Source organism: Polaromonas sp., assembly GCF_012927415.1.
Taxonomy (GTDB): Bacteria; Pseudomonadota; Gammaproteobacteria; order Burkholderiales; family Burkholderiaceae_C; genus Polaromonas.
The window spans coordinates 20,401-37,670 of record NZ_JABBPF010000011.1 but is presented as its reverse complement, the minus strand read 5'-3'; the positions used below and the strand labels follow the sequence as shown (position 1 = coordinate 37,670).

15 protein-coding genes are annotated in these 17,270 nt (G+C 58.3%); all 15 read left to right on the top strand.

Annotated features, from left to right (window positions below):
- The first annotated feature begins 41 nt into the window (after positions 1-41).
- Positions 42-1,157: a 3-dehydroquinate synthase gene (gene aroB, locus HHJ19_RS00715; RefSeq protein ID WP_296903183.1), complete on the top strand. Its 1,116-nt coding sequence runs from the start codon at positions 42-44 to the stop codon at positions 1,155-1,157.
- A 92-nt stretch (positions 1,158-1,249) separates the two neighbouring features.
- A complete protein-coding gene (locus HHJ19_RS00710; protein WP_296903181.1) occupies positions 1,250-2,449 on the top strand; it encodes a deoxyguanosinetriphosphate triphosphohydrolase in 1,200 nt (399 codons plus the stop codon).
- Positions 2,450-2,680: 231 nt separating this feature from the next.
- Complete coding sequence (locus HHJ19_RS00705; protein WP_296903179.1) at positions 2,681-3,832, top strand: ABC transporter substrate-binding protein; 1,152 nt, start codon at positions 2,681-2,683, stop codon at positions 3,830-3,832.
- A gap of 82 nt (positions 3,833-3,914) precedes the next feature.
- A complete protein-coding gene (locus HHJ19_RS00700) occupies positions 3,915-4,613 on the top strand; it encodes a transposase (protein WP_296903178.1) in 699 nt (232 codons plus the stop codon).
- Between the two features lie 237 nt (positions 4,614-4,850).
- A complete protein-coding gene (locus tag HHJ19_RS00695; RefSeq protein WP_296903176.1) occupies positions 4,851-9,593 on the top strand; it encodes a glutamate synthase-related protein in 4,743 nt (1,580 codons plus the stop codon).
- 50 nt (positions 9,594-9,643) lie between these two features.
- Positions 9,644-11,110: a glutamate synthase subunit beta gene (locus tag HHJ19_RS00690; RefSeq protein ID WP_296903175.1), complete on the top strand. Its 1,467-nt coding sequence runs from the start codon at positions 9,644-9,646 to the stop codon at positions 11,108-11,110.
- Between the two features lie 54 nt (positions 11,111-11,164).
- Positions 11,165-12,010, top strand: coding sequence for an ABC transporter ATP-binding protein (locus HHJ19_RS00685; protein WP_296903174.1), 846 nt, complete (start codon positions 11,165-11,167; stop codon positions 12,008-12,010).
- Positions 12,007-12,789: a lipid asymmetry maintenance ABC transporter permease subunit MlaE gene (gene mlaE, locus HHJ19_RS00680; RefSeq protein ID WP_296903173.1), complete on the top strand. Its 783-nt coding sequence runs from the start codon at positions 12,007-12,009 to the stop codon at positions 12,787-12,789. The genes HHJ19_RS00685 and mlaE overlap by 4 nt, the downstream gene beginning before the upstream one ends.
- A gap of 81 nt (positions 12,790-12,870) precedes the next feature.
- Complete coding sequence (gene mlaD, locus HHJ19_RS00675; RefSeq protein ID WP_296903172.1) at positions 12,871-13,380, top strand: outer membrane lipid asymmetry maintenance protein MlaD; 510 nt, start codon at positions 12,871-12,873, stop codon at positions 13,378-13,380.
- Positions 13,377-14,168: a VacJ family lipoprotein gene (locus HHJ19_RS00670; protein ID WP_296903171.1), complete on the top strand. Its 792-nt coding sequence runs from the start codon at positions 13,377-13,379 to the stop codon at positions 14,166-14,168. The genes mlaD and HHJ19_RS00670 overlap by 4 nt, the downstream gene beginning before the upstream one ends.
- A 181-nt stretch (positions 14,169-14,349) precedes the next feature.
- Positions 14,350-14,985, top strand: a complete 636-nt coding sequence (locus HHJ19_RS00665) for a phospholipid-binding protein MlaC (RefSeq protein WP_296903169.1) — start codon at positions 14,350-14,352, stop codon at positions 14,983-14,985.
- 14 nt (positions 14,986-14,999) lie between these two features.
- The gene (locus HHJ19_RS00660) at positions 15,000-15,287 is read left to right on the top strand and encodes an STAS domain-containing protein (protein ID WP_296903167.1); all 288 of its coding nucleotides are present in this window, start codon (positions 15,000-15,002) and stop codon (positions 15,285-15,287) included.
- Positions 15,288-15,353: 66 nt separating this feature from the next.
- The gene (locus HHJ19_RS00655) at positions 15,354-16,313 is read left to right on the top strand and encodes an ABC transporter ATP-binding protein (RefSeq protein ID WP_296903166.1); all 960 of its coding nucleotides are present in this window, start codon (positions 15,354-15,356) and stop codon (positions 16,311-16,313) included.
- Positions 16,310-16,516, top strand: coding sequence for a hypothetical protein (locus HHJ19_RS00650; RefSeq protein ID WP_296903165.1), 207 nt, complete (start codon positions 16,310-16,312; stop codon positions 16,514-16,516). Before HHJ19_RS00655 ends, HHJ19_RS00650 begins: the two co-directional genes overlap by 4 nt.
- On the top strand, positions 16,513-17,268 hold the full coding sequence (locus HHJ19_RS00645) for an ABC transporter permease (protein ID WP_296903164.1): 756 nt from the start codon (positions 16,513-16,515) through the stop codon (positions 17,266-17,268). Before HHJ19_RS00650 ends, HHJ19_RS00645 begins: the two co-directional genes overlap by 4 nt.
- Positions 17,269-17,270: the final 2 nt, after the last annotated feature.

Sequence of the window (17,270 nt, the reverse complement as noted above, 5' to 3'; positions counted from 1 at the left end):
CTGTGCCTGCCCGGTTACTCAGTGCCTCTACACTCACGCTGATGCAAGAAGATTTTCCCATCGCTGCGGCCCGCGTTCACATTGATCTGGATGAGCGCAGCTACGCCATCGATATTGGCTCCGGCTTGTTAAACAAGCCCTTGACCTACCAGAACCTGCCCAGGGCGGCGACGGCGCTCGTCGTTTCCAATGCCACGGTGGCTCCGCTCTACGCCGCGCCACTTATCGATGCTCTGCAGGGGCACTTTTCCAGGGTCTTGCTCGTGACGCTACCGGATGGCGAGGTCCATAAGGACTGGCCGACGCTGCAATTGATATTTGACGCGTTGCTGGAAAACGCGTGTGACCGCAAGACCGTGTTGTTTGCCCTGGGCGGGGGTGTGGTGGGCGACATGACGGGCTTCGCGGCCGCCAGTTATATGCGCGGAGTGCCTTTTGTGCAGGTGCCCACCACGTTGCTGGCCCAGGTGGATTCGTCTGTGGGCGGAAAAACCGCCATCAACCACCCACTGGGCAAAAACATGATAGGGGCGTTCTATCAGCCCCTGCAGGTCGTGTGCGATCTGGATGTGCTGAAAACGCTACCCGACCGCGAACTCAGCGCCGGTCTGGCCGAAATCATCAAATACGGCCCGATTGCCGACATGGATTTTCTCGGCTGGATCGAGACCAACGTCGACGCCCTTCTGGCCAAGGACCCGCTTGCCCTTGCGCATGCCATCAAGAGAAGCTGCGAGATCAAGGCGCGGGTGGTGGGTCAGGATGAGCGCGAATCGGGTCTGCGGGCCATTCTCAATTTCGGCCATACCTTCGGTCACGCCATCGAATCCGGCTTGGGCTACGGTGAGTGGCTGCATGGTGAGGGCGTCGGTTGCGGCATGGTGATGGCGGCGCATCTGTCGCAGCGCCTGGGCCTGGTCGACATGCCATTTGTCGAGCGCTTGAGCAGGCTGCTGCGGCGCGCCGGGCTGCCGGTCAAGGCGCCAGTGCTGGCAACTGGCGACAATGCGGGCCGCTACCTGGAGCTGATGCGGGTGGATAAAAAATCCGAGGCCGGTGAGATTCGCTTTGTTCTGATCGACGGCCCAGGCAAGGCCTGCGTCCGTGCCGCGCCGGACGCGCTGGTGCGTGACGTGATTGATTCGTGCGCCGCATGACTTTTGAAAAACTCTAGTCGTGGGTTGCTATTTAATTAATAGCCGTTAATGACCGTATTCAATGGACTGTAAGCTGTTTTGACCACTAAATCGTGATTTTGGCCTGCTATGCGTGTGACCCCGGCCTGACACGCGGCCGTCGCTACCCTGAAATCCCTGCACCGACGCGGACCGATTTCCAGCGTGACCGCGATCGCATCGTTCATTCCACCGCGTTTCGCCGTCTGGTCTACAAAACCCAGGTTTTTTTAAACCATGAGGGCGACCTGTTCCGCACCCGCCTGACCCATTCGCTCGAAGTCGCGCAGCTCGGCCGATCCATCGCCCGCTCGCTGCAACTCAACGAAGACCTGGTGGAGGCGATTGCCCTGGCGCATGACCTGGGTCATACACCCTTCGGTCATGCGGGGCAGGACGCGCTGAATGACTGCCTTCAACGCCATAATCCCGAAAGCGCCGGATTCGAGCACAACCTGCAAAGCCTGCGCGTGGTTGATGCGCTGGAGGAATGTTATCCGGCATACAACGGGCTGAACCTGACTTTCGAGACGCGCGAAGGTATTTTGAAGCACTGTTCGAAGCGCAATGCCCGGCATATCGAGGCTCGCGAGCCGGGGGGCGTGGGCTACCGCTTTATTGAGCAGCCCACTGAAGGCCCGCAATGGCAGCAACCCAGCCTGGAGGCCCAGCTGGCCAACCTGGCGGACGAGATCGCCTACAACGCCCACGATATCGACGACGGCGTACGCTCGGGTCTGCTCAGTCTGGAGCAGCTGGAGCAGGTTGCGTTGTTCAGCCAGCACAGGCGGGAAAGCCTCGTTCTGTATCCTGATTTGCGCGGCCGCCGACTGCTGTTTGAAACCATACGCCGTATGCTCAGCGCGCAGGTTTACGATGTGATTGACGCCACGCGCCTAGCTCTGCGGCAGGCCATGCCAGCAAACGTAAATGCGGTCCGATATCACTCCCGGCTGCTGTGCTTTTCTGATGACATGGCCCGGCAGTCGGCATTACTAAAGCGTTTTCTGCTACAAAATCTATACCGGCACCCGCAAGTTGTGCAAACCACGCTGTCCGCACAGCAGGTGGTGCGCGATCTTTTTGACGCCTACATGGCTGACCCTGGACAAATGCCGCAGGCCCATATTGACCGTTTTGGAGGCATCGATAGCCGTCACGCTGCAGAGACAAAACCAGAGCGCGTGGTGGCTGACTACATCGCCGGCATGACCGACCGTTTTGCCGCCCGGGAACACGAGCGACTCAAGGGAGTAGTCGCTTTCCCTGGTTGACCTGGGCGCTTGGCCTGCTTTGGAGCCGGGCTGCAAGGGCGGCGAGGCGTGCATTTTGGAGGCATGACTTTATGACAGCTCGGCATTGACGACCCGATTTGTTGTCGCTAAAAAGTATTAAACTGTACGTTGATGCGGTAAATCGTTGCATTTGAAACAAATAGTTTGTTTTTTTGCACAATAGACACGTGAGTTGCTGTGTTTGACCTATTTTCGTAACAAGGAGGCTTCATGGGCTTCAATCGCCGTCAACTGGTTCTCTCGGGTATTTCGGCAGGTGTGGCGGTCGCCGGCCCTGCGGTTTGGGCGCAGGGGCCCAAAACCATCCGCAAGGTCTTGCTTGGTCAGTCGGTGCCACTTACGGGGGCGGCCGACCAGATCGGTCTGGCTTACCTTAATGGCGCCAAAATCTGCTTTGACGCGCTCAACGCGAAAAACCCTGGCAGTGGCTACAGGATTGAAGTCAAGGCGCTGGATGACGGCTACGACCCGGCCAAAGCCGCGGCCAACGCCAAGCAGCTGATTGACGAAGGCGTGGACGCCCTTTTCGGCTTTGCCGGGACAGCTAGTTGCGACGCGGCCTTCGCCGTTGCCAAATCGTCTGGGATGCTCTTTTTTGCCCCTTTTGCGGCCTCCGATACTTTGCATGATCCGGCCTTGGCCAACGTGTTCCATGTCCGACCCGCGCTGGCTGATGAGGCCTACAAAGTGGCAAGGCACTGCGCTACGCTCAACCAGGACCGTATTGCCGTGTTTGCCGAGGACGACGCCATGGGGCGCGCCGGACTGGCGGCCGTCAATCAGGCGCTGATTGACCTCAAACGCCCACCCCTCGTGGCCAGCGCCTTGTCAGCGGTCAACAGTGACAAGGTAGAAGGGGCGGTAGCCCAATTGATGAAGGCGCAACCGCAAGCCATTATCCAGGTCAGCTTGTTCAATTCAGCGGCGGCCTTCATCCGCAAAATGCGCCGCGCGGGTTTCGGTGGGCAGTTCCTCACATTTTCGGTAGTGGGTATCGACCCGCTGTTCAGTGCGCTGGGCAAGGAAATTGGGGGTATTGTCATCTCCCAGGTGGTACCCTCACCGCGCAGCACCGGTACGCCCATCATCAGGGAATACCTTGATGTCCTCAATCAGACCGACCAGACGCCCAGTTATGAAAGCGTGGAAGGGTATATCGCGGCGCGCAGTTTTAACGAAGGCGTGCGGCGCAGTGTCGCAGCGGGCGGCAAACCCGATCGGGCAGGGCTGCAAAAAGCGTTTGAGTCCATGACGGACTACGACGTCGGAGGGTTTCGCGTCAACCTGCGTCCGCGCCAGTACGAGTCGGTTCGCGCGATTGATCTGGTTAGCATTACGCCGGACGGAAAAATCGTCCGCTAGGTCTCGGACGCGGGCGCTCAGGATCAGGAACAGTCCGCAAAGGTTCAAACTATGATGGCGCCAACTCTGGACAATGCATCACATGGCGCGTCTTCCCCGTCTCAACCTCCCAGGCTATCCCTATCTCGTTGTTCAGCGAGGCAATAACGGCCAAGCTATTGTGTCGACTGCCAGCGACTACCAATTGCTGCTCGCCTTGATCGATGAAAACGCCCGGAAATTTGGCGTCGCAATTCATGCCTACGTCTTGATGGGCGACCACTTTCAGCTGCTTGCCACTCCTACCAGCGCGGACGGTCTGCCGCAGATGATGCAGGCGCTTGGTCGTCGTTATGTGCGTTATTTCAACGATCGGCAGGGGCGTTCAGGTACGCTGTGGGAAGGGCGCTATCGCTCGACGCTGATGGACGCCGAACGCTATCTGCTGCCCTGCATGGCCTTTATGGACCTCAAGCCTGCGCGGGAGGGAATCGTCAAGGAGCCGAGGGATTACAGCTGGTCAAGCCATGCCCACTATGTCGGGCTGCGCAGCGACCGGATGGTCACGCCTCATGCCTTGTTCTGGACACTTGGAAATACACCTTTCGCGCGTGAAGCGGCTTATGTGGAGTTGGTCCGCGTCGGCGTTAGCCGTGAGCAGCAGGAAGCGCTGACACGCTCAACGCTGGGTGGATGGGCCCTGGGTGATGAAAACTTTGTCTCTGATTTACAAAAACTCACTGGGCGACGTGTCAGTAAAACCCGCTCTGGTCGCCCAGTGCGTGCCACCGAATCGCCTTGAAAACCGATTTTTTTCCTGTGAATGATGGGCTTTATGCTATTACTTTTGATGTGTCCCTTATTTAATAAATATCGGATAAAAATTTTAATAATAAGAATCTGACCCCAATTTAAATACTTTTAATTTTTGTTGCACTGCACTATGCTTGGGACAACTTTAAATATCTTGAACCTAGGCGCAAAAGACTGAGCGAGCGTGCGCGACGCCGCTTTTGCTGTCAACTGACGAGGAATTGCCATGACCACGGCTGCTGAAATTAAACACTTTGAACAACACGGTCTGTACGCGGGCGTCAATGAGCATGACGCTTGCGGTGTCGGCTTTGTGGCGCACATCAAGGGTCACAAAAGCCATGCCATTGTTCAGCAGGGTTTGAAAATTCTTGAAAACCTCGATCATCGGGGTGCGGTCGGGGCCGACAAGCTGATGGGAGATGGTGCCGGCATCCTGATCCAGCTGCCTGATGCGCTTTACCGCGAAGAAATGGCCAGTCAAGGCGTGGAGCTTCCTCCGCCGGGTGAATATGGCGTGGGCATGGTGTTGTTGCCCAAGGAGCATGCATCGCGTTTGGCCTGTGAGCAGGCGCTCGAGCGCGCCGTCAAGGCCGAAGGACAGGTTTTGCTGGGCTGGCGCGACGTGCCGGTGAACCGCGACATGCCCATGTCGCCCACCGTACGAAAAAAAGAACCTATCCTGCGTCAGATTTTCATCGGCCGTGGCACCGATGTGATTGTCCAGGATGCACTCGAACGCAAGCTGTATGTCATCCGGAAAACCGCAAGCGCGGCCATCCAGAACTTGCGCCTGACGCACAGCAAAGAATATTACGTGCCGAGCATGTCCAGCCGCACTGTGGTCTACAAAGGCCTTCTCCTGGCTGACCAGGTGGGTACTTATTACCTTGATCTGAAAGACGTCCGCTGCGTTTCTGCGCTCGGTCTGGTGCATCAGCGCTTCTCGACCAACACTTTCCCCGAGTGGCCGCTCGCTCACCCCTACCGCTATGTGGCGCACAACGGCGAAATCAACACCGTCAAGGGCAACTACAACTGGATGAAGGCACGCGAAGGCGTGATGTCTTCGCCGGTGCTCGGCGCCGACCTGCAAAAGCTCTACCCGATCAGCTTTGCCGGCCAGTCCGATACCGCCACGTTCGATAACTGTCTTGAGCTGCTGACCATGGCGGGCTACCCGATCAGCCAGGCCGTGATGATGATGATTCCCGAGCCCTGGGAACAACACACCACCATGGACGAGCGGCGCAAGGCGTTTTACGAATATCACGCTGCCATGCTGGAGCCTTGGGACGGCCCAGCGTCGATCGTGTTTACCGATGGCCGCCAGATCGGCGCCACACTGGACCGCAACGGCCTGCGGCCTTCGCGTTATTGCGTCACCGACGACGACCTGGTCATCATGGCGTCTGAATCGGGCGTGTTGCCAATTCCCGAACACAAGATTGTCCGCAAATGGCGGCTGCAGCCCGGCAAGATGTTCCTGATTGATCTGGAGCAAGGCCGCATGGTCGATGACGAAGAAATCAAGGCGACACTGTCGCACAGCAAACCCTACAAGCAGTGGATTGAAAACCTGCGCATCAGGCTGGACGACGTCGCCACCCAGCCCCATGCGGGCGCGGCCAGGACGCCGCTCGCAAACGAGGTTTCCCTGCTCGACCGCCAGCAGGTTTTTGGCTACACCCAGGAAGACATCAAGTTCCTGCTCTCGCCCATGGCCGCGAATGGCGAAGAAGCTACCGGCTCAATGGGAAACGACAGCCCTCTGGCCGTGCTATCGAATAAAAACAAGCCGCTCTACAACTATTTCAAGCAGTTGTTCGCGCAGGTGACCAACCCGCCAATTGACCCGATTCGCGAGGCCATCGTGATGTCTCTGGTGTCCTTCATCGGCCCCAAACCCAACCTGCTGGACATCAATCAAGTCAACCCGCCGATGCGGCTGGAAGTCAGCCAGCCTGTGCTTGACAGCGCCGGCATGCAAAAACTGCGCGACATTGAAGCGCATACCCAAGGCAAGTTCAAAAGCTACATCCTGGATATCACCTACCCGCTGGCCTGGGGCCGCGAAGGTGTCGAGGCCAAGCTGGCTTCGCTGTGTGCCGAAGCGGTCGATGCGATCAAGGATGGCAAAAATATACTGATCATCAGCGACCGCCAGCTGAATCCCACTCAGGTCGCCATTCCGGCCCTGCTGGCGCTGTCGGCGATTCATCAGCATCTGGTAAAAGAGGGGCTTCGAACCACGGCCGGACTGGTGGTCGAGACCGGTTCGGCGCGTGAAGTACATCACTTTGCCGTGCTTGCCGGCTATGGTGCCGAGGCCGTACATCCCTATCTGGCCATGGAAACCCTGGCCGAGCTTTCCAGCGGTTTCCAGGGTGAGCTCAGTGCCGACAAGGCGGTGTACAACTACACCAAGGCCATCGGCAAGGGACTGTCCAAGATCATGTCCAAAATGGGTGTCTCAACCTACATGAGCTATTGCGGCTCGCAGCTGTTCGAAGCGATCGGCCTGAATCGCAACACCGTCGATAAATTTTTTACCGGAACCGCGACCCAGGTCGAGGGCATGGGCGTGTTCGAGATTGCCGAAGAAGCGCTGCGCATGCACAAAGCTGCGTTTGGTGACGATCCGGTGTTGGCCAACATGCTGGATGCCGGTGGCGAGTACGCTTGGCGCGTGCGCGGCGAAGACCATATGTGGACGCCGGACACGATTGCCAAGCTGCAGCACTCCACGCGTGCCAACAACTGGAATACTTACAAGGAGTTTGCCCAGCTTGTCAACGACCAGAACCGCCGCCACATGACCTTGCGCGGCCTGTTCGAGTTCAAGATCGATCCATCCAGGGCCATCCCGATCGACGAAGTCGAGCCGGCCAAGGAAATTGTCAAACGTTTTGTCACCGGCGCCATGTCGCTCGGCTCGATCAGCACCGAAGCCCACGCCACCCTCGCCGTCGCCATGAACCGAATTGGCGGCAAGAGCAATACCGGCGAGGGCGGGGAAGACCCGGCGCGCTACCGAAAGGAACTGAAAGGCATTTCGATCCGGAAAGGCGAAACGCTGAAAAGCGTGATCGGCGAAAAGATTGTGGAGGTCGATTTGCCGCTGCAGGACGGCGATTCCCTGCGTTCGCGCATCAAGCAGGTGGCTTCAGGCCGCTTTGGCGTAACCGCCGAATACCTGGTGTCGGCCGACCAGATCCAGATCAAGATGGCGCAGGGCGCCAAGCCGGGCGAGGGTGGTCAGCTGCCCGGCGGCAAGGTTAGTGAATACATCGGCAGCCTGCGTTACTCGGTGCCCGGCGTCGGCCTGATTTCGCCGCCACCGCATCACGACATTTATTCGATCGAGGATCTGGCGCAGCTGATCCATGATTTGAAAAACGTCAACCCGCGCGCCAGTATCAGCGTCAAGCTGGTCAGCGAAGTGGGCGTCGGAACGATTGCCGCCGGCGTGGCCAAGGCCAAGGCCGACCACGTCGTGATTGCCGGCCATGATGGCGGCACCGGTGCTTCCCCCTGGTCGTCAATCAAACATGCCGGCTCGCCTTGGGAAATCGGTTTGGCTGAAACCCAGCAGACGCTAGTGCTCAACCGCCTGCGAGGCCGCATAAGGGTGCAGGCCGATGGCCAGATGAAAACCGGCCGCGATGTGGTGATTGGCGCGCTCCTGGGCGCTGACGAGTTCGGTTTTGCCACTGCGCCGCTGGTCGTAGAAGGCTGCATCATGATGCGCAAATGCCACCTCAACACCTGCCCGGTCGGCGTGGCGACGCAAGACCCCGTGCTGCGCCAGAAATTCAGCGGCAAGCCCGAGCATGTGGTCAATTATTTCTTCTTTGTGGCCGAAGAGGCGCGCCAGCTGATGGCGCAGCTCGGCGTGCGCAAGTTCGACGAGTTGATCGGCCGTCCCGACCTGCTCGATACGCAAAAAGGCATCGAGCACTGGAAAGCCAGCGGCCTGGACTTCAGTCGCTTGTTTTACCAGCCCAATGTGCCGGCCGATGTGCCGCGTTTGCATGTGACGGAGCAGGACCACGGCTTGGGCAAGGCGCTGGACGTGCGGCTGATTGAGAAATCCAAGGCGGCACTGGAAAAGGGCGAAAAAGTCCAGTTCATCGAGGTGACTCGCAACGTTAACCGTACCGTCGGCGCCATGTTGTCAGGCGAGCTCACGCGGCTGCGTCCCGAAGGCCTGCCGGACGACACGCTGCGCATCCAGCTCGAAGGCACCGGCGGCCAGTCTTTTGGCGCCTTCTTGGCAAAAGGCATCACGCTGTACCTGATTGGCGACGCCAACGACTACACCGGCAAGGGGCTGAGTGGCGGTCGAATCATCGTGCGCCCGAGCATTGAGTTTCGCGGCGATGCAGCCAAGAACACCATCGTCGGCAATACCGTGCTCTACGGCGCCACTACCGGTGAAGCCTTCTTCAGCGGTGTGGCCGGCGAGCGTTTTGCGGTGCGCCTGTCGGGAGCGACGGCAGTCGTTGAAGGCACGGGTGACCATGGCTGCGAATACATGACAGGCGGCACTGTGGTGGTGCTGGGCAAAACCGGCCGTAACTTTGCCGCCGGCATGAGCGGCGGCGTGGCCTACGTTTACGACGAAGACGGACAGTTTGCAACGCGCTGCAACACGTCCATGGTGTCGATGGATCGGGTGGTGAGCACGGCCGAGCAGCACACCCACGACAAGTCGGACTGGCATGGCGGCGAAAGCGACGAAGAGCTGCTGAAGCGCCTGTTGCAGGAGCACAACCGCTGGACCGGCAGCAAGCGTGCCAGGGAGTTGCTGGACAGCTGGAGTGAGTCACGCCGGAAGTTTGTGAAAGTGTTCCCCAATGAGTACAAGCGGGCACTGGCTGAGCGCAGGGAGCGCCGGCTGGAAGCCGCGACTGAAACCACCCGCGCCCAGGTAGCCACCAATCAGGAAACCGTGGGGGCCAAATAAGGCGCTTCGCAACAACACCTGCATTAATCAAAGAATCGACAGGACTCGTCATGGGAAAAATTACCGGCTTCATGGAATATGAGCGCATCGAAGAGGGCTACAAGCCCGTCACCGAGCGCCTGAAAAATTACAGGGAATTTGTCATCGGCCTGGACGACGCCCAGGCCAGCCAGCAGGCAGCGCGTTGCATGGATTGCGGCACGCCTTTTTGCAACAGCGGCTGCCCGGTCAACAACATCATTCCCGACTTCAACGACATGGTATTTCGCGGCGACTGGAAAAGCGCGATCGACACGCTGCACAACACCAATAATTTCCCGGAGTTCACCGGCCGTATCTGCCCTGCACCCTGCGAGTCGGCCTGCACGCTTAACGTGAACGACGAGGCAGTGGGAATCAAATCCATTGAACACGCCATCATTGACCGCGCTTGGGCTGAAGGCTGGGTGAAACCCCAGTTGTCCCAGCACAAGACCGGCAAGACGGTGGCTGTCGTGGGCTCCGGCCCCGCCGGTCTGGCCGCCGCGCAGCAATTGGCGCGCGCGGGTCATGCTGTCACGCTGTTTGAAAAGAATGACCGTATCGGCGGCCTGTTGCGCTACGGCATTCCCGATTTCAAGATGGAGAAAATCCATATCGACCGCCGCGTCGAGCAGATGCAGGCCGAAGGCGTGACCTTTCGCACCGGCGTCATGGTCGGCAGCCTGCCCAAAGGTTCCAAGGTCATCAACTGGGCCAAGGAAACCATCACACCTGAACAACTTCAAAAAGACTTCGATGCCGTGGTCCTGAGCGGTGGCGCCGAGCAGTCGCGTGATTTGCCGGTTGCCGGCCGCGAACTCGACGGCGTACATTTCGCCATGGAGTTTTTGCCTTTGCAAAACAAGGTCAACGCTGGCGACAAGGTGAAGGGCCAGTTGCGCGCCGAGGGAAAGCACGTCATCGTGATTGGCGGCGGCGACACCGGTTCTGACTGCGTCGGCACCAGCAACCGCCACGGTGCGGCCAGCGTGACCCAGTTTGAATTGATGCCGCAGCCACCCGTTGAGGAAAACAGGCCTATGACCTGGCCCTACTGGCCCATCAAGCTGCGGACCAGTTCCAGTCATGAGGAAGGCTGCGAGCGCGAGTTCGCCATATCGACCAAGGAACTGATCGGCGAAAAAGGCAAGCTTACTGGCCTGAAAACCGTTCACGTTGAATGGAAAGACGGCAAGATGGTCGAAATTCCCGGTTCGGAGAAAATTCTCAAGGCTGATCTGGTGCTTCTGGCCATGGGTTTTGTGTCGCCCGTTGCTTCCGTGCTGGAAGCTTTCGGTGTAGAAAAAGACAGCCGGGGCAACGCCAGGGCTAGCACCGACTTTACTGGCGGCTATGCCACCAATATGCCCAAAGTGTTTGCCGCTGGAGACATCCGGCGCGGCCAGAGCCTGGTTGTGTGGGCGATTCGTGAAGGACGGCAGGCTGCAAGGGCTGTGGATGAGTTCCTGATGGGCTACAGCGACCTGCCACGCTAATTAGCGTAATCCCTTATGATCCACGAGCCGGAATATCCGGCTTTTGTTTTTCCAATGCCCTCATCTTCTACTACTCCCCTCGTTGAATTGCGTCACCTGACCTTTGGGTACGGGGAACGCGTCATTCTCGACGACATTTCGTTGTCGGTGCCCAGGGGCAAGGTTACCGCCTTGATGGGGGCTTCTGGCGGCGGCAAGACGACTATCCTGCGCCTGATTGGCGGCCAGAATCGGGCGCAATCGGGCGAACTGCTGTTTGATGGTCAGGATGTCACGCCGATGGATCAGACCCAGATTTATGCAGCCCGCAGGCGCATGGGCATGCTGTTCCAGTTTGGCGCGCTGTTTGCCGACCTGAGCGTCTTTGAAAATGTGGCCTTCCCGCTACGCGAGCATACGGACCTGCCTGAAGCACTGATTCGCGACATTGTCCTGATGAAGCTCAATGCCGTGGGTTTGCGGGGCGCGCGCGACCTGATGCCGAGCGAGGTATCGGGCGGCATGGCGCGGCGTATTGCACTGGCGCGAGCCATTGCGCTGGACCCCGAACTGGTCATGTATGACGAGCCCTTTTCAGGGCTTGATCCGATTTCGCTGGGAACCGCAGCTCGCCTGATTCGCCACCTTAACGATAGCCTGGGACTGACCAGCCTTTTTGTCTCGCACGAGCTGGAGCAGACCTTTGCCATCGCCGACCATGTGATCATTCTGGCCAACGGCAAGGTTGCCACCCAGGGCACGCCCGACGAGGTGCGCAACAGCACCGATCCGCTGGTCTACCAGTATGTGCATGCGCTGCCGGATGGCCCGGTGCGCTTTGACTATCCGGGCGCCACGGTCGAGCAGGACTTCGGTCCTGCAGTGATGGCGGCACCCCTGAAATCCGGAGCTTCATCATGAGCTGGTACAAGCCTGCGGACGTCGGATTCGTCACCCGCAGCTGGCTGACCAATCTGGGCTTTGGCACCCGGCTGTTCATTCGGCTGCTGGCCACCTTTGGCTCCAGTTTCAAACGTTTTGGCCTGGTGCGCGACCAGATCCATTTTCTGGGCAATTATTCGCTGGTCATCATCGCCGTTTCAGGTTTGTTTGTCGGCTTTGTATTCGGCTTGCAGGGCTACTACACCTTGCTGCGCTTTGGATCGACCGAGGCGCTCGGCCAATTGGTTACCTTTACTCTGGTACGCGAACTTGGCCCCGTCGTGACAGCGCTTTTGTTTGCTGGCCGGGCCGGCACCTCACTGACGGCCGAAATCGGGCTGATGAAGGCCGGCGAGCAAATCAGTGTCATGGAAATGATGGCGGTCGATCCGGTGCAGCGAGTCCTGGCGCCGCGCTTCTGGGCCGGCGTTATTGCCATGCCTCTGCTGGCCGCCGTGTTCAGCGCCATGGGCGTGATTGGCGGCTGGGTGGTGGGGGTGTTGATGATCGGTATCGATGCTGGTTCATTCTGGAGCCAGATTCAGGGCAGTGTCGATGTCTGGCTTGATGTGGGTAATGGCATCATCAAAAGCATCGTGTTCGGTTTCACCGTGACTTTCATTGCCCTGTTGCAGGGTTACGAGGCGCAACCTACACCTGAAGGCGTGGCAAGCGCTACGACGCGCACGGTGGTGGTGGCCTCCCTGGCGGTACTGGCTCTGGATTTTATCCTGACCGCGATGATGTTTACGAAGTGATGACCTGAGAATTTGTGGGACAGCTCCTTGCTGCGCAAAAGTCGTGCAAGTGCCATCCTCAACCGTTTGGAAAGAAGTTAGATGCAACGCTCGAAAATTGATGTGTGGGTTGGTCTGTTTGTCCTGATTGGCGCCGCAGCCATCTTGTTTTTGGCACTGCAGGCTGCCAATCTGCTGAACCTGAATTTCCAGCCTATTTACAAGATTACGGCTGAATTCGACAACATTGGCGGGCTCAAAACCAAAGCCTCGGTGCGCAGCGGTGGCGTGGTGGTGGGCCGTGTGGAAGACGTCAGCTTTAATGACAAGACTTTTCAGGCGCGTGTGACACTCGACATGCAGGGCCGCTATGCGTTTCCCAAGGACAGTTCGCTGAAAATTCTCACCAGCGGCCTGCTTGGAGAACAATACATTGGCATACAGGCAGGCGGCGATGAAAAAAACCTGGTTTCAGGCGACGTGATCAGGCAGACACAATCTGCCGTGGTGCTTGAAAACCTGATTGGGCAATTGTTGTTCAGCAAGACAGCCGATGAAAGTTCGGGGTCAGCCCACACCCCACCAGTAACCGGAACCACAGAAAAAAAATGACCACAGCGATCACTCTGAAAAAAGCCTCAGGTTGGGCTACAGCGGCTCTGGCTTTAACCCTGCTGCAAGGCTGCGCAAGCGGCCCCAAGGCCAACCCGGCCGATCCGCTGGAGCCCTTCAATCGCAGCGTGTACAACTTCAACGAAGGGCTGGACCGCGCTGTACTCAAGCCGGTAGCCACGGCCTACCAGAGCGTTACCCCGGCGCTGGTGCGCACGGGGGTCACGAATGTCTTTGAAAATCTTTCGGATGCCTGGTCATTCGTGAATAACGTGTTGCAGGCTAGGCCTGCAGAAGCCGCAGATACGTTATTCCGCTTCACGACCAACACGTTCTGGGGGCTGGGTGGCATTTTTGATGTAGCCAGCGAAATGAAAATTCCCAAGCACAAAGAAGATTTTGGCCAGACGCTGGGTACCTGGGGTGTGGCTTCGGGTCCGTATGTGGTGCTTCCGCTTTTTGGTCCCTCAAGCGTGCGAGACTCGGCGGGTTTGGTGGTCGATCTGCAGGGCAGCTTGGTGTCGCAGGTTGACAATGTGCCGGTACGCAATTCGCTGACGGGCTTGCGTCTGGTGGACACGCGCGCCAATTTGCTCAGCGCCGGCAATCTGCTCGACCAGGCTGCGCTCGACAAATACGCCTTTACCCGAGATGCTTATTTACAGCGCCGCCAGAGCCTGATAGGCGGCGATAACCGCAATGAACGTGTTGTGCCTGAAGAGCGCTTCGACCTGCCGGAAACCGCGCCTGGCAGCGCGCCTGCTTCCTCCGCGCCCAAACCTCCATAAATTTTTCATAACAAGCTTCATCGAACTTACCAAATTTACCGAACGGTGTTAAAACTTTATCGGTCATCGGCGAACAAGCTTGCAAAATACGCATCACAACATGGATCGTCAGTTGAGCGGGCATGAATAAACTTGTCGCGATGCTGACATCCGTCTGTTTTTACTTTGAAAGAAAAATCCCATGAACCGTAGAACTATCGGTCGTTTGCTGACCGCCACGCTTAGCCTGGCATTGCTGGTTTCCGCGCCTTTTGTGCACGCTGCCGATGAAGCCCCTGACGCGTTGATCAAGCGTGTTTCCAGCGAAGTGCTGGACGCTATCAAGTCTGACAAGGCCATCCAGGCGGGCGAATCGAATCGGCTGCTGGCACTGGTGGACACCAAGGTCATGCCCAATGTCAATTTCACCCGCATGACCGCCTCCGCCGTGGGCCGCAGCTGGCGCGTGGCCACACCGGAGCAGAAAGCCCGACTGCAGGATGAGTTCAAGACCCTGCTGATCCGTACCTATTCCGGTGCGCTGTCGCAGGTGAACGACCAGAAACTCAGTGTCAAACCTCTGCGTTCGGCGCCTGCGGACACCGACGTGACGGTGCGCACTGAAGTGCTGGGGCGCGGCGAGCCGGTTCAACTGGATTACCGCATGGAAAAGACACCCACCGGCTGGAAAATCTATGACCTTAATGTGCTCGGTGTCTGGCTGGTGGAAACCTACCGTACCCAGTTCGCCCAGGAAATCAGCGCCAAGGGAGTCGATGGCCTTATCGCTTCGATGTCTGAGCGCAACAAGACCAACGCGGCCAGCAACAAGACCTGAGCGCCCAGTCTGCCATGTTGAAACTTCCTGCTGTATTGACCCATGCTGTCGCTTCGGAGTTTTTTCGCACAGTGGCCAAGGACGCGCTGCCTGTTGGCAAGGCGGTGAGGGTTGACGCAGGCGCACTGCAGCAGTTTGATTCTTCGGCGCTCGCGGTTCTACTGGAGTGCCGTCGTCAGGCACTGGCAGCGGGCATGACCTTTGCGGTTCTTGGTGCGCCGCAACGGCTGCTTCAATTGGCAGATGTCTACGGCGTTGCAGATTTGATTCCCGCTGCCGGACCGGTTTCGCCTGCGTTATGAAGGCTTGAGAGCTCATGCAGCGTCCTGTCAGATAAAAAAGCCATCAGCCCCTAAAATAGCGGGTTCATGCCAGCCATATCATTTCAGTCTGTCTCCAAAACTTACCCCTCCACGCGAAACCAAGCCGGCCCCGGCTTGAAGGCTCTGGATCACGTCAGCTTTGACATCCAGCAAGGCGAATTTTTCGGCTTGCTCGGCCCCAACGGCGCAGGAAAAACCACACTCATCAGTATTCTGGCTGGCCTGTCACGCGCCAGCAGCGGCCGTGTGCTGGTGCACGGCAGTGATGTGCTGAGCGATTACGCCAATGCCAGGCGCAAGCTTGGTGTGGTACCGCAGGAACTGGTGTTTGATCCTTTTTTTACGGTCCGCGAAGCACTGCGTATCCAGTCCGGCTATTTCGGCATCAAGCACAACGATGACTGGATTGACGAGTTGCTGACCCACTTGGGCCTGCTGGATAAGGCCAATGCCAACATGCGCCAACTCTCGGGCGGCATGAAGCGGCGGGTGCTGGTTGCCCAAGCGCTGGTGCACAAGCCGCAGGTCATCGTGCTTGACGAGCCCACTGCCGGCGTTGATGTTGAATTGCGCCAGACCCTGTGGCAGTTCATCGCGAAACTTAACAAGCAGGGCAGCACGGTTCTGCTGACCACCCATTATCTTGAAGAGGCCGAGGCCTTGTGCAGCCGGATTGCCATGCTCAAGCACGGCAAAGTGGTGGCGTTGGCGCCGACTTCCGAACTTCTCAAGACGGCATCCTCGAACGTGCTTCGCTTTAAAATTGATAGCGAGCTACCCCCGTATTTAGCTGACCAGGCGCGTATTACGGGTCGAATTGTGCAGTTTCCAGCGCACAGTGCCCGTGAAATCGAGCAATATCTGGCTGCCGTTCGTGAGGCTGGCCTGGTGGCGGAAGATGTTGAAATCCGCAAGGCCGACCTGGAAGATGTTTTCCTTGCAGTCATGAATGGAAGCGACGCGAAAGAACCCTTGATGCCGGACTTTTCTGGAGCGGCAGCATGAGCGACGTCAAGAATATCCTGAGCGCGGCCGAGCGCCGCGCCGGGTCGGCCCAAGCAAGCACAGCCCCCTCGGGGGGCAGCGCAGTACGCGCAGCGACCAGCGTGGGGGCGACTGAAGTGCGCCGCGCCGGGCCGCCCCAAGCAAGCACAGCCCCCTCGGGGGGCAGCGCAGTACGCGAAGCGACCAGCGTGGGGGCCTTATGACCGGCTGGCAAACACTTTTCTACAAGGAAATCCTGCGCTTCTGGAAGGTCGGTTTCCAGACCGTCGGCGCGCCGATATTGACTGCCGTGCTCTACATGCTGATCTTCGGCCATGTGCTGCAGGGGCAGGCGCTGGTGTATGGCAAGGTCACTTACACCGCCTTCCTGGTGCCAGGCCTGGTGATGATGAGCGTGCTGCAAAACTCCTTTGCCAACAGTTCTTCGTCGCTGATTCAGAGCAAGATCATGGGCAGCCTAGTGTTCGTGCTGCTTTCTCCGCTTTCGCACTGGCACTGGTTTTTTGCTTACGTGGGCTCGTCGGTGCTGCGCGGCCTGATGGTGGGTGCCGGCGTGTTTGTCGTTACGGTGTTTTTTGGCCAGCCCGGCTTCCAGGCGCCGATATGGATCGTGGTGTTTGCCATCCTGGGCTCGGCCATGCTGGGCGCGCTGGGCGTGATTGCCGGCTTGTGGGCAGAAAAATTTGACCAGATGGCGACCTTCCAGAATTTCATCATCATGCCGATGACCTTCCTGAGCGGTGTTTTTTACTCCATCCATTCGCTGCCGCCGATCTGGCAAAAGATTAGCCACCTGAACCCGTTTTTCTACATGATCGACGGCTTTCGCTACGGCTTTTTCGGAGTCAGTGATGTCTCGCCATGGCTCAGCCTGGGCCTGGTGCTGAGCGCATTTCTCATCATCAGCGCCGTGGCGGTCAACATGCTGCGCGTGGGCTACAAAATCAGGCACTAGAA